The sequence below is a fragment of the Pantoea sp. GABEPS69 genome, assembly GCF_045780835.1.
Taxonomy (GTDB): Bacteria; Pseudomonadota; Gammaproteobacteria; order Enterobacterales; family Enterobacteriaceae; genus Pantoea; species Pantoea septica.
Genome location: NZ_CP118618.1, coordinates 2,797,153 through 2,809,860, shown reverse-complemented (window position 1 = coordinate 2,809,860; position 12,708 = coordinate 2,797,153). Strand labels below are relative to the sequence as shown.

The 12,708-nt window shown below is 62.7% G+C and carries 14 protein-coding genes; 9 read left to right on the top strand and 5 right to left on the bottom strand.

Annotated elements, in window-relative coordinates; translation table 11 throughout:
• Positions 1 to 72: 72 nt before the first annotated feature.
• Entirely contained in the window at positions 73 to 855 is a 783-nt protein-coding gene (gene modE / locus PVE98_RS13735; protein ID WP_033751637.1) for a molybdenum-dependent transcriptional regulator, read from the bottom strand.
• 134 nt (positions 856 to 989) lie between these two features.
• Between modE and PVE98_RS13730 the strand changes: the two genes are divergently transcribed.
• From PVE98_RS13730 to modC, 4 genes are all read left to right on the top strand, one after another.
• Positions 990 to 1,142, top strand: coding sequence for an AcrZ family multidrug efflux pump-associated protein (locus PVE98_RS13730; RefSeq protein WP_033751635.1), 153 nt, complete (start codon positions 990 to 992; stop codon positions 1,140 to 1,142).
• A 136-nt stretch (positions 1,143 to 1,278) separates the two neighbouring features.
• Positions 1,279 to 2,052, top strand: coding sequence for a molybdate ABC transporter substrate-binding protein (modA, locus tag PVE98_RS13725; RefSeq protein WP_033751631.1), 774 nt, complete (start codon positions 1,279 to 1,281; stop codon positions 2,050 to 2,052).
• Positions 2,049 to 2,738, top strand: coding sequence for a molybdate ABC transporter permease subunit (gene modB, locus PVE98_RS13720; RefSeq protein ID WP_096072811.1), 690 nt, complete (start codon positions 2,049 to 2,051; stop codon positions 2,736 to 2,738). Before modA ends, modB begins: the two co-directional genes overlap by 4 nt.
• Entirely contained in the window at positions 2,738 to 3,796 is a 1,059-nt protein-coding gene (modC, locus tag PVE98_RS13715) for a molybdenum ABC transporter ATP-binding protein ModC (RefSeq protein ID WP_033751626.1), read from the top strand. The genes modB and modC overlap by 1 nt, the downstream gene beginning before the upstream one ends.
• Here the strand turns inward: modC and PVE98_RS13710 are convergent, their stop codons facing one another.
• Entirely contained in the window at positions 3,797 to 4,615 is an 819-nt protein-coding gene (locus tag PVE98_RS13710; RefSeq protein WP_096072812.1) for a pyridoxal phosphatase, read from the bottom strand.
• A 158-nt stretch (positions 4,616 to 4,773) separates the two neighbouring features.
• Here PVE98_RS13710 and pgl point away from each other — a divergent pair, with 158 nt between their 5' ends.
• Positions 4,774 to 5,772 carry a 6-phosphogluconolactonase gene (pgl, locus tag PVE98_RS13705; protein WP_096072813.1) on the top strand — a complete coding sequence of 333 codons (999 nt, stop codon included), beginning with the start codon at positions 4,774 to 4,776 and terminating at the stop codon, positions 5,770 to 5,772.
• A gap of 48 nt (positions 5,773 to 5,820) precedes the next feature.
• Here the strand turns inward: pgl and PVE98_RS13700 are convergent, their stop codons facing one another.
• Both PVE98_RS13700 and bioA read right to left on the bottom strand, forming a co-directional pair.
• Positions 5,821 to 6,297: a kinase inhibitor gene (locus tag PVE98_RS13700; RefSeq protein WP_033751616.1), complete on the bottom strand. Its 477-nt coding sequence runs from the start codon at positions 6,295 to 6,297 to the stop codon at positions 5,821 to 5,823.
• An 86-nt stretch (positions 6,298 to 6,383) separates the two neighbouring features.
• The gene (gene bioA, locus PVE98_RS13695) at positions 6,384 to 7,676 is read right to left on the bottom strand and encodes an adenosylmethionine--8-amino-7-oxononanoate transaminase (RefSeq protein WP_096072814.1); all 1,293 of its coding nucleotides are present in this window, start codon (positions 7,674 to 7,676) and stop codon (positions 6,384 to 6,386) included.
• Between the two features lie 87 nt (positions 7,677 to 7,763).
• On the opposite strand from bioA, the gene bioB reads away from it, so the two are divergent.
• From bioB to bioD, 4 genes are read left to right on the top strand one after another with little or no spacing between them, the layout of a single operon-like run.
• Entirely contained in the window at positions 7,764 to 8,795 is a 1,032-nt protein-coding gene (gene bioB, locus PVE98_RS13690) for a biotin synthase BioB (RefSeq protein ID WP_033751611.1), read from the top strand.
• On the top strand, positions 8,795 to 9,934 hold the full coding sequence (gene bioF / locus PVE98_RS13685) for an 8-amino-7-oxononanoate synthase (RefSeq protein WP_096072815.1): 1,140 nt from the start codon (positions 8,795 to 8,797) through the stop codon (positions 9,932 to 9,934). Before bioB ends, bioF begins: the two co-directional genes overlap by 1 nt.
• On the top strand, positions 9,918 to 10,673 hold the full coding sequence (gene bioC / locus PVE98_RS13680; protein WP_096072816.1) for a malonyl-ACP O-methyltransferase BioC: 756 nt from the start codon (positions 9,918 to 9,920) through the stop codon (positions 10,671 to 10,673). Before bioF ends, bioC begins: the two co-directional genes overlap by 17 nt.
• Positions 10,670 to 11,338 carry a dethiobiotin synthase gene (gene bioD / locus PVE98_RS13675; protein ID WP_096072817.1) on the top strand — a complete coding sequence of 223 codons (669 nt, stop codon included), beginning with the start codon at positions 10,670 to 10,672 and terminating at the stop codon, positions 11,336 to 11,338. Before bioC ends, bioD begins: the two co-directional genes overlap by 4 nt.
• 3 nt (positions 11,339 to 11,341) lie before the next feature.
• On the opposite strand, the gene PVE98_RS13670 is transcribed toward bioD, so the two are convergent.
• Positions 11,342 to 12,064 (bottom strand): ABC transporter ATP-binding protein, encoded by a 723-nt coding sequence (locus tag PVE98_RS13670; protein ID WP_096072818.1) that lies wholly within the window; start codon positions 12,062 to 12,064, stop codon positions 11,342 to 11,344.
• Positions 12,065 to 12,708: the final 644 nt, after the last annotated feature.

Genomic DNA, 12,708 nt, shown 5'->3' with positions numbered 1-12,708 from the left:
TGTTCCATTTTATGCACTGTAATACCGGGTTGTACCCAGTGCCGCCAGGGAAGTCAAATCATGGCGCGCAGGTCAGAGTAGCGTAGCGATAATCGCGTGTTCGGCATTGAAACTTGCCGTGACGGCGTCGCCCGGCTGCAGATTCTGCTGCTGCACCTGCTGGTTAGAGAGCGTGGCGCAGAGCGATTCGCCGCTCGGCAGCGTCATCAGCACTTCGCTCATCTGCTCGCCGGGTTCAATCTGGCTTACCTGTGCGCTCAGCTGATTATCCGCCTGCGACGCCTCGCGGCTCACCTGGATCCATGGCGCTTTGATCAGCACCAGCACCTCTTTGCCCGCCTCGAGCTGCAGGCGCGCCACGCTGCGCTCGGTCAGCGCCACGTTAAGCAGGGTGGCGCCGTCGGCCAGCCGCACCTGAAGATGCTGCACCACATGCCGATCGTCATGGGCCACCACGGTGCCGAACAGCTGATTGCGCGCGCTGGTCTGCAGAGAAAAACGCGCGATGGTCGCCAGCAGGCTGTCGAGCGGCACCGTGTCGTTATGCAGCGCGTCGAACGCCTTTTGCTGAATCTGCTCCAGCAGCTGGAACAGCTGGATAAGCCGCTCGCCGTAGCGCGTCAGCTGCGCGCCGCCGCCGCCTTTGCCGCCGGTAACGCGCTCTACGAGGGTCTCGTCAGCCAGCTGATTCATCTCATTGATGGCGTCCCAGGCGCTTTTGTAGCTGATGCCCGCCAGCTTCGCGCCCTGGCTGATAGAGCCGGTTTCGCGGATGCGTTTCAGTAGCGCTATACGGCGCGGATCGGCGAACAGCTTCTGCTGCAGCCGGATAGAGAGGGAAAGTTCAGCCTGCATAGTGGCGTCTCCAGAACGTGTGAATGCAACGATCATAGCGGTGAGCGGCGTAAAAAGTAAAAGCACGAAAAGGGCAGTGCGTTTTTTTCCTCAGACGTTACAATCACTTTTTTGCTTTGCTGAGTGAGACTTCCATGCTGGAACTGTTAAAAAGCCTTGCTGTGGCGGTGATTATGGTGCCGGTGGTGATGGCGATTATGCTGGGCCTGATCTATGGTCTGGGCGAGGTGTTCAACGTCATCTCGAAATTCGGCCGCCGCGAGCACGCTTCACGCTCCACCCGCTGATTTTACGACGCCCGCTCAAGCGGGCGTTTTTATTTGCTTTCGCTCAACCTTCCTCTCTTTCTGCCGATAATTTTATCACGCTCCCCCAGGCGGGCGTTGTATCATCGACTATACAACGCAAAACAGGAGAACACCCATGTCATTACCATCAATCCGCTGGGGCATCGCCGCCGCGCTGAGCGTCACGCTGGCCGGTCAGGCGGCCGCCGCTGAGAAAGTTACCGTCTTCGCCGCCGCGTCGCTGACCAACGCGCTGCAGGAGATTGCGACGCAGTATAAAAAGAAAACTGACGTCGAAGTGGTGTCGTCGTTTGCTTCCTCTTCGACGCTGGCGCGTCAGATTGAGCAGGGCGCGCCCGCCGATCTTTTTATCTCAGCGGACCAGCAGTGGATGGATGACGCCGTAGCGAAAAAGAGCATGGAGGACGCCACGCGCGTGACCCTGCTCGGCAATGAACTGGTGCTGGTGGCGCCGCGCGGCGACAGCGCGAAGCCCGTTACGCTGAATCAACAGACCGACTGGAAAAGCCTGTTGAAAGGCGAGCGTCTGGCGGTCGGCGATCCCGATCATGTGCCTGCCGGCATCTATGCGCAGGAAGCGCTGCAAAAGCTGGGCGCCTGGGAGCAGGTTTCTCCGTCGCTGGCGCGCGCCAATAACGTGCGCGCCGCGCTGGCGCTGGTGGAGCGCAACGAAACGCCCTACGGCATCGTCTACGGGTCAGACGCGGTCGCCAGCAAGAAAGTGCAGGTTGTCGGCACTTTTCCGGCCGCCAGCCACAAGCCGGTGGAATATCCGATGGCGATAGTAAAAGCGCATAACAACGCTGCGGTGAAGGCGTTTTATGACTATCTGAAAGGGCCGGAAGCGGCCGCGGTGTTTAAACAGTACGGATTCTCCCCGAAAGCATGATACTCAGCGATCCCGAATGGCAGGCGGTGGTGCTTAGCCTGAAAGTCTCCAGCATCGCAGTGCTGTTCAGCCTGCCGTTTGGCATCCTTACGGCCTGGATTCTGGTGCGCTGCCAGTTTCCAGGCAAATCGCTGCTCGACAGCTTTATTCATCTGCCGCTGGTGTTGCCGCCGGTGGTGGTGGGCTATCTGCTGCTGATCGGCCTGGGCCGACGCGGCGTGATTGGCCAGTATCTCTACGACTGGTTCGGCTTTAGCTTCGCCTTTAGCTGGCGCGGCGCGGCGCTCGCCTCCGCGGTGATCGCCTTTCCGCTGATGGTGCGCGCCATCCGGCTGGCGCTGGAGGCGGTGGATATGCGGCTGGAGCAGGCGGCGCGCACGCTCGGCGCCGGGCGCTGGCGCGTCTTTTTCACCATCACGCTGCCGCTGACGCTGCCCGGCATTATCGTCGGCACCGTGCTGGCCTTTGCCCGCTCACTGGGCGAGTTCGGCGCCACCATTACTTTCGTTTCTAACATTCCGCAAGAGACGCGCACGCTGCCGCTGGCGATGTTTACCCTGATTGAAACGCCAGGCGCAGAGGGCGCGGCGGCGCGATTGTGCGCTATCGCCATCGCGCTGGCGCTGCTGTCGCTGCTCGTCTCCGAATGGCTGGCGCGCTGGGGCCGTAAAAGGATGGGCGCCTGATGCTGACGCTGAACTTTTCGCAGCGGCTGGGCGATCACCAGCTCGATATCGACGCACAGATCCCGGCGAAGGGGATTACCGCAGTATTCGGCGTCTCCGGCGCAGGCAAGACGTCGCTGATCAACGCCATTAGCGGGTTGACGCAGCCGCAGCGCGGTACGATTGCGCTTAACGGCCGTGTGCTGCTCGACGTTGAGAAGGGCGTGATGCTGCCGCCGGAAAAACGCCGCGTCGGCTATGTGTTTCAGGATGCGCGGCTGTTTCCCCACTATCGCGTGCGCGGCAATCTGCACTACGGCATGTCGCCTGCGATGAAAGGGCAGTTCGACGCGCTGGTGGCGCTGCTGGGGCTGGAAAGCCTGCTGGATCGCTTTCCGCTGTCGCTCTCCGGCGGTGAAAAGCAGCGCGTCGCCATTGGCCGCGCGCTGCTGAGCGCGCCCGATATTTTACTGATGGACGAGCCGCTCGCCTCGCTCGATCTGCCGCGCAAGCGCGAACTGATGCCCTATCTGCAGAAGCTGGCGAAACAGGTCGAGATCCCGGTGCTCTACGTCACCCACAGCCTCGATGAAATTTTGCAGCTGGCGGAAAACGTGCTGGTGCTCGATCGCGGCGGCGTCAGGGCGTTCGGACCGCTGGAGAAGGTCTGGAGCAGCAGCGCGATGCGGCCCTGGCTGCCGGTGAGCGAACTGACCAGCGTGCTGCGCGTGCAGGTGCTGGAGCATCATCCCGACTATCCAATGAGCGCGCTGTCGCTCGGCGACCAGCATATCTGGGTGAGCCGGGTTAACTATCCGGTGAAAACCCCGCTGCGCATCCGTATCGCCTCGGCGGACGTCTCGCTGGCGCTGCAGCCGCCGCAGCTCAGCTCGATACGCAATATCCTGCCGGCGCAGGTGGTGGAGCTGCTGGAAGTGGGCGATCAGGTCGAAGTGCGTTTGCGCATCGGCGTCAGCGAACTCTGGGCGCGCATTTCGCCCTGGGCACGGGATGAGCTGGGCATTCGGCCGGATCAGTGGCTCTATGCCCAGATTAAAAGCGTATCGGTCGCCGCCTGATTACAGCAGCTGCTGCGCGATCACCTCGGCGATGCCCGGCTCAAGGTTGGTGCCGATCACCTGCTTCGCGCGCGCCTTGATCGCCTCGTCGGCATTGCCCATCGCCACGCCCAGCCCGACGGCTTCCAGCATGCTGAGATCGTTATAGTTGTCGCCGAAGGCGATGACATCCTGCATAGAGAAGCCCAGCGAGGCGACCCACTCCGCCAGCCGCTTGCCTTTGCTGTTGCCGCGCTGCGCGATATCCACCTGATCGTGCCACGACCATTCGCACGCCAGTCCCAGCTCCGCTTCCACAAGCGTGGCGAACCGCTGCAGTTCGGCAGTGTTTTCATGGGAAAGCGCGAACTTCCAGATCGCCTGCGCGTCGCGCGCCGCCTGCGCCAGGTCCGGCACCTGAACAAACAGCGGACGCTGATGCGGCGGCAGCGATTCCGCCCATTTCAGGGTGCGTATTACGTGGCCGGTCGGCGTCTGATAGAGCATCGCATCGTCGACGTAGAGCAGACCGTGAATGTGGTGCTCATCCAGCATCTCAATCACGCGCAGCGCCTGGTCCTTATCCAGCGGGTCGGCAGCCAGCACCTTTTTTGCCTGATAATCATACAAATAGGTGCCGTTGCAGCAGATTGCGGGTGTATCGAGTTCCAGCCCCTGATAAAAAGGGTGGATGGCGCAGTGGTGACGGCCGGTGACGATAGCCACCTTGACGCCAGCCTGACGGGCGCGCTTCAGCGCCTCGATGGACTGAGGCAGAATGGTTTTCGCGGGCGTCAGCAGGGTGCCGTCAAGGTCGAGGGCGATTACGCGATAGCTCATGGCTTATTCCGAGTGAAAGGATTAAAGAGGCACCGAGTCTACACCCGGGCGCGGGCCTGAGACAAAAAGCAGGGCACAAATGATTCCGGCGCACCGTGGCAAAACAGGCTACAGTGAGCCACAGACACAAACTGACAGGCTGCGAACAAGGAGAATGCATGAAACAAGTCGTTTATACCGCCAGTCCCGAGAGCCAGCAGATCCACGCGTGGCGGTTAGATGAAGAGGGCGCACTTTCGCTGTTGCAGGTGACGGACGTCTCCGGCCAGGTTCAGCCGATGGTGGTCAGCCCGAAGAAAGATTTTCTCTACGTCGGCGTGCGCCCGAACTTCCGCGTGCTGGCGTTCCGCATTGCCGCCGACGGCACCCTGAGCGAAGCGGGCGAAGCGCCGCTGCCGGGCAGTCCGACCCATATTTCCACCGATCGCGCTGGCAACTTTCTGTTTTGCGGCTCCTATAACGACGCCTGCGTCAGCGTCAGCCCGATTGGCGATGACGGCCTGCCGCAGGCGCCGTCTCAGGTGATCCGCGAGCTGGACGGCTGCCACTCCGCCAATATCGACAATGCCAACCAGACGCTGTTCGTTCCGGCGCTGAAGCAGGATCGCATCTGCCTTTACTCCCTGAGCGCCGACGGCACGCTGGCGCCGCGCGAGCAGGCGCAGGTCACCACGGTAGAGGGCGCGGGTCCGCGTCATATGGCGTTTCATCCCAACGGCAGCTACGCCTACTGCGTTAACGAACTCGACAGCACCGTCGACGTCTGGGCGCTGAGCAATGCGCGCGGCGAAGTTGAGCGCGTGCAGTCGCTGGATATGATGCCGCCGGGCTTTAACGAAACGCGCTGGGCGGCGGATATCCATCTGACCCCCAACGGTCGCTTCCTTTACGCCTGCGATCGCACCAGCAGCACCATTACGGTGTTCAGCGTCAGCGAAGATGGTGGCTTGCTCTCTATCGAGGGCTATCAGCCGACGGAAACCCAGCCGCGCGGCTTCAATATCGATCACAGCGGTCGTTATCTGGTGGCGGCGGGTCAGAAATCGCACCATATCGAAGTGTACCGCATCAGCGAGCCGCAGGGATTGCTGACTCCGCTGGCGCGCTATGCGGTGGGCCAGGGACCGATGTGGGTGGTGATCCACCCGCTCGATTAAGAAGAGAACTCCGGCGCAGCGGCCACGCTGCGCCGCCTTCAGGCTCCGTTACGAATAGTTCACCGTAATGCTGGCGCTCGCCAGCGCATGAAAATGCACGTTAAAGCCGACCATCGCGCCGCTCGCCTCGGCGTCCACCTCGATCGTCTCGACATCCAGCGCATGCACGGTAAAAATATAGCGATGGCTTTCGCCCTGCGGCGGCGCCGCGCCGCCGTAGCCGGCTTTGCCGAAATCGGTGCGCGTCTGCAGCGCCCCTGGCGGCAGCATCGCCAGGCCGGAACCGGCGCCTTGCTCCAGCAGCTGGGTGCTGGCGGGAATATTCACCACCACCCAGTGCCACCAGCCGGAACCGGTCGGCGCATCGGGATCGTAACAGGTCACGACGAAGCTTTTGGTGCCTTCCGGCGCATCGTCCCACGCCAGGTGCGGGGAGATATTGTCGCCCTGATAGCCCATGCCGTTAAACACCTGGCGCTCCGGCATCTTGTCGCCGTCGTTAAAATCATTGCTGTAAACGCGCATCTTCTCTCCTCGGTTGGGATAAACCTTCAGTATCAACGTCTTCCATCTTAGCGAAAAAAGGAGGCGGTTCCAGCTGTTAGCGACGATCAGGCGTTAAAGTGCGCCTCACGCGTCAGCGCCTCGGCAATCGCCTCGGTCAGCTGGCGCAGCGCCTGCGGCGTAATGATATAGGGCGGCATCAGGTAGATCAGGCGGCCAAACGGGCGGATCCAGACGCCGCGCTCGACGAAAAAGCGCTGCAGCGCGGCCATATTCACCGGACGGCGCGTCTCAACCACGCCGATAGCGCCCAGCACGCGCACATCCGCCACCTGCGGCGCAGCGCGCAGCGGCATCAGCTCATCGCGCAGCTGCCGTTCAATGCGCGCCACCTGCTGCGGCCAGTGGCCTTCGTTAAGCAGAGAGAGACTCTCTGCGGCCACGGCGCACGCCAGCGGATTGCCCATAAAGGTCGGCCCGTGCATAAAACAGCCCGCCGGACTGTCGCTGATGCCGTCGGCGACGCGGCGCGTGGCGAGGGTCGCCGCCAGCGTCATCATGCCGCCGGTCAGCGCCTTGCCGACGCAGAGAATATCGGGCGTCACCTCTGCATGCTCGCAGGCGAAAAGCTTGCCGCTGCGGCCGAAACCGGTGGCGATCTCGTCGGCGATCAACAGCACATCATAGCGATCGCAGCACTCGCGCACCCGCTGCAGATAGCGCGGATGATAGAAGCGCATGCCGCCCGCGCCCTGGACGATCGGCTCAAGGATGACCGCGGCAAGTTGCGCATGGTGTTGCTCAATTAGACGGACAAAGTCATCCGCGTCGCGCTCGTCCCAGATATCGTCAAAGCGGCACTGCGGCGCGGCGGCGAAGTGGTGCTCCGGCAGATAGCCGCGCCATAGGCTGTGCATCGAGTTATCGGGATCGCATACCGACATCGCCGCAAAGGTGTCGCCGTGATAGCCGCGCTGTAGCGTAAGAAACTGCTGGCGCGTTTCGCCGCGCCCGAGCCAGTACTGCATCGCCATCTTCATCGCCACTTCCACCGCGACCGAGCCGGAATCGGCGAGGAACACGCACTCCAGCGCGGCGGGCGTCATCGCCACCAGCTGGCGGCAGAGCGCGACCGCCGCAGGATGCGTAATACCGCCGAACATCACATGCGACATCTGCGCCATCTGATCCTGCATCGCCCTGTTCAGCCGGGGATGGTTATAGCCGTGGATCGCCGCCCACCAGGAGGACATGCCGTCCACCAGTTCGCGGCCGTCCGCCAGCTGCAGTTGCGTACCCTGCGCCGCCACTATCGGGTAGCAGGGCAGCGGATCGCGCATCGAGGTATAGGGATGCCAGATATGCTGGCGGTCGAATTCAGCGTCCTGAGGGGTAAACATGGTAGTTGTAAACCAAAATAAAAAGATTTAGTTTACAAGTATAACCACGTTAACTGTCGGGATGACACCCTTTTTTTGGAGTAGGCAATGGCACAACACTGGACTCTGGCGCAGGCGCAGGCGCTGTTTGATAAACCTTTTCTTGAGCTGATGTTTGAGGCGCAGCAGGTTCACCGCCAGCATTTCGACCCGCGTCAGGTTCAGGTCAGCACGCTGCTGTCGATCAAAACCGGCGCCTGCCCGGAGGACTGCAAATACTGCCCGCAAAGCGCCCGCTATAAAACCGGCCTGGAATCCGAGCGGCTGATGGAGGTACAGGAGGTGCTGGCGTCGGCGCGCAAAGCGAAAGCGGCAGGCTCGAGCCGCTTCTGCATGGGCGCTGCGTGGAAAAACCCCAACGACCGCGATATGCCTTACCTTGAGCAGATGGTGCAGGGCGTGAAGGCGCTGGGAATGGAAACCTGCATGACGCTCGGCACGCTAAGCGATCGGCAGGCGCAGCGTCTGGCGGGCGCCGGGCTCGATTTTTACAACCACAACCTCGACACCTCGCCGGAATTTTACGGCAGCATCATCACCACGCGCTCCTATCAGGAGCGGCTGGATACGCTCGGCAAAGTGCGCGATGCCGGTATCAAAGTCTGCTCGGGCGGCATCGTCGGGCTGGGCGAAACCGTGAGCGATCGCGCCGGGCTGCTGGTGCAGCTGGCGAACCTGCCGACGCCGCCGGAGAGCGTGCCGATCAATATGCTGGTGAAGGTCAAGGGCACGCCGCTGGCGGACAACGACGACGTCGAGCCGTTCGACTTTATCCGCACTATCGCCGTGGCGCGCATCATGATGCCGACCTCGCACGTGCGTCTCTCGGCGGGCCGCGAGCAGATGAGCGAGCAGACCCAGGCGATGTGCTTTATGGCAGGCGCCAACTCGATTTTCTACGGCTGCAAGCTGCTCACTACGCCGAACCCGGAAGAGGATAAAGACCTGCTGCTGTTCCGCAAGCTGGGCCTTAATCCTGAACATACTCACACCGCGCACGGCGATAACGAACAGCAGCAGCAGCTGAGCGAACAGCTGTTCCACGCCGACACCGACCAGTTCTACAACGCGGCGCTGTAATGAGCTTCTCCACGCGTATGGCGCAGGCGCTGGAGACGCGCCGTACCGCTGACGGCTGGCGTCAGCGTCGGCTGGTGGCGCGCAACGATACCCGCACGCTGCAGGTCGAGGGAAAGCGGTACCGTCACTTCTCCAGCAACGACTATCTCGGCCTGAGCCAGCATCCGGCGGTGATCGCCGGCTGGCGTCAGGGCGCGCCGGGCGCCGGCGCGTCGGGACACGTCACGGGGTATAGCACCCGCCACGCCGAGCTGGAGGCGCAGCTCGCCGACTGGCTCGGCTATTCGCGCGCGCTGCTGTTTATCTCGGGCTTCGCCGCCAATCAGGCGATCGTGCATCTGCTGGCGCAAAAGCAGGATCGCATTATCGCCGATAAGCTGGCGCACGCCTCGCTGCTCGATGCGGCGGGCCATACGCCCGCCACGCTGCGCCGCTTTCACCATAACGATGTCGAGAGCCTGACGCAGCGACTGGCGTCGCCGTGCGATGGCGAAACCCTGGTGATCACCGAAGGGATCTTCAGCATGGACGGCGACAGCGCGCCGCTGGGGGCGCTCGCCGCCGCCGCTCGCCGCGCCGACGGCTGGCTGCTGGTGGATGACGCCCATGGCATCGGCGTGGTGGGCGAGCAGGGGCGCGGCAGTTGCTGGCGGCAGGGCGTGAAGCCGGAGCTGCTGGTGGTGACCTTCGGCAAAGCTTTTGGCGTCAGCGGCGCGGCGCTGCTGTGCGACGACGCGACCGCCGACTATTTCCTGCAGTTTTCTCGCCACCTCATCTACTCGACGGCGATGCCGCCCGCCCAGGCGAGCGCGCTGCTGGCGGCGCTGCATGAGATTCAGGGCGGGGACGCGCTGCGTCAGCGGCTCAGCGACAATATTCAGCGCTTTCGCCGCGGCGCGGCGGGCTTACCCTGGGCGCTGATGCCCTCAGAAAGCGCAATCCAGCCGCTGATCGTCGGCGAAAACGGCGCCGCGCTGGCGCTGTCGCAGCGGCTGATGCAGGCGGGCTGCTGGGTCAGCGCCATCCGGCCGCCGACGGTGCCGCCCGGCACCGCGCGGCTGCGCATCACCCTGACCGCCGCCCACCGGGCGGATGATATCGACGCACTGCTGGAGGCGCTGCATGACGCTGCGGGTTAACAAAGCGGCGGTGGCGCGCGCGTTCGGCCGTGCGGCGGGCCACTATGAACAGCACGCCGAGCTGCAGCGTCGCTGCGGCGACGCGCTGCTGGCGCTGGCGCCGCCTCTGGCCGATGGGGATCTGCTTGACGCAGGCTGTGGCACCGGCTGGTACAGCCGCCTCTGGCAACAGCGCGGGCAGCGTGTCGTGGCGCTCGATCTCTCGCCGCAAATGCTGCGGCAGGCGCGCGGCCTCGACGCGGCGAGCAGCTATCTGGCGGGCGACATTGACGCCTTGCCGCTGGCGAGCCAGAGCGTCGATTGCGTCTGGAGCAATCTGGCGGTGCAGTGGAGCAGCGACTTGCGCACCGCGCTGCACCAGTTCGCCCGCGTGCTGCGGCCCGATGGCGTCATGCTCTTCTCGACGCTGCTGGCCGGCTCGCTGCAGGAGGTGCACGACGCCTGGCGGCCGCTGGGCCTCGGCGAGCATGCCAATCGCTTTCTGACCGAGGAGCAGGTGCGCGCGGCGGGCGCCGGGCTCAACCTCCGCTTTATCCGTCAGACGCAGGTGATGCATTTTCCCAACGCCCTGAGCGCGATGCGATCGCTGAAGGGCATCGGCGCCACGCATCTGCACCAGGGCCGGGACGGCGCGCCGCTTACGCGGCAGCGGCTGGCGCAGCTCGAGGCGCTGTGGCCGCGCGATGCGCAGGGTTGCCGTCTGACTTATCAACTGCTTTTTGGAGTTACGCAACGATGAAATGGTTTATTACCGGCACCGACACTGAGGTGGGTAAAACCGTCGCCAGCGGCGCGCTGCTGCAGGCGGCGGGCGCGGCGGGCTATCACACCGCTGGCTACAAGCCGGTCGCGTCCGGCTGCGACGTCACGCCGGAGGGCGTACGCAACAGTGATGCGCTGGCGCTGCAGCGCTACAGCAGCCTGACGCTGCGCTACGAACAGGTTAATCCGCTGGCGTTTATCGAGCCGACGGCGCCGCATATCGTCAGCGCGGAAGAGGGCAGGCCAATCGCTTTCGAGGCGTTGTCGCAGGGGCTGCGCGCGCTGGAGGCGCAGGCGGAGTGGGTACTGGTGGAGGGCGCCGGCGGCTGGTACACGCCGCTGTCTGAGACGCAGACCTACGCCGACTGGGTAGCGCAGGAGCAGCTTCCGGTGATCCTGGTGGTCGGAGTCAAACTGGGCTGCATCAACCACGCCATGCTGACCGCCGATGCGGTGCAGGCGCGCGGCCTGCGGCTGGCGGGCTGGATAGCCAACGATATCGAGCCGCCGGGCAAGCGCCATCAGGCCTATATGGCGACGCTGAAACAGCGCATTCCCGCGCCGTTTCTCGGCGAAATCCCCTGGCTGCCCGATGCGGCGGCGCAGGCGGACTGCGGCCGCTTTATCACGCTGCCCAGCTAGCCTTCAGCTCACCGTCAGCCACTTACTGACGGTGAGATCGTCCAGCTGCGCCACGCGTCCCTGCGCGACGTTGCGTCCGCGGTGCAGCAGCAAAAAGTAGTCGGCGACGCGGCGGATCAGCGAGACGCGCTGTTCCAGCAGCAGCACGGTCAGGCCGTAATCGAGATTCAGTCGGCGGATCAGGTTGCCCATCTCCTCTTCCAGCCAGGGCGACATGCCGTCGGTCGGTTCGTCGAGGATCAGCAATCTGGGCCGCAGCACCAGCGCGCGCGCCAGCGCCAGCTGCTGCTGCTGGTCTATGGGCAGTTCGCCGCTGCGCTGTTGCCGCAGCGAATAGAGCGCCGGAAACAGGTCGAACACCATCTCGGGGATGACGTGCGGTTTGTCGCTTTGCCCGCTGCCCGCCAGCAGGGCAATCAGCAGGTTATCCTCTACGCTCATCTGCGAGAAGATATGGCGGCCCTGCGGCACATAGCCGATCCCCATGCGCGCACGCTGTTCAGCCGGCTGCAGCAGCAGATCGCGCGGCGGCGAGCCATCTTCCTGCCAGGTCATCGAGCCGCTGTTAATTGGCAGGCGACCCATAATGCAGTTCACCAGCGTGGTTTTGCCCATGCCCGGACGGCCCAGCACGCCGGTGCAGGTGCCGGGCGGCAGGTCGAGATCCACATCCCACAGGATATGGTTCTGTCCGTAAAACTGATTCACCGAACGTAAACTCAGCATCTGACTCTCCTCTTACAGATCTTGCCTGAATGCTTCCGCTCTTTGACGTCTGGCAAACAAGTCTTCAACGGTGGCGGTAGCGCGAATGTCGCCATGCCTTACTTTCCTCAACCCTCCCGCTAAACGCTGCAATTACCGGGCCAGAATCACTTTGCAGGTCGTGAAGCGCCAGCAGGGGGCAATTAGCCGGTAAAAGATGAAAAATGCTTAACAATTACTGCGGGTAATCAGGGTGCTGCACTTTCACGGTGCTGATGAGTTGACGTTTCTGGTGCAACGGGGCTGCGGCACGGCAGCTTGTTGAATTTTACTGGTCTTAAAGGCGGTCGCGGCTGGACGAAAATTCAGCGGCGGGCTGAAAAAGCATAGTTAACCGCCACGTTTCCGGCAGGAATTTAAGCGGAAATATTTTTTTTTTCACGCGGGCGGCTTAAGGACAAAAAATTATGCACAGCCGATGGCGAAAGGGCTGTCTTTAGTTATCCACCATTCCTGTGGATAACCTTGTGCATTAGACAGTGAAAACAGAGCGCAAGCGAGGAAATACGCGGCCTGGTTACATAATGCTGAGAAACTGGGCTTTTATCTTATTTATTTAAAAAACAGGTAGTTAGTAAAAAACAAGCCTGAGAATTTTCCGCTGC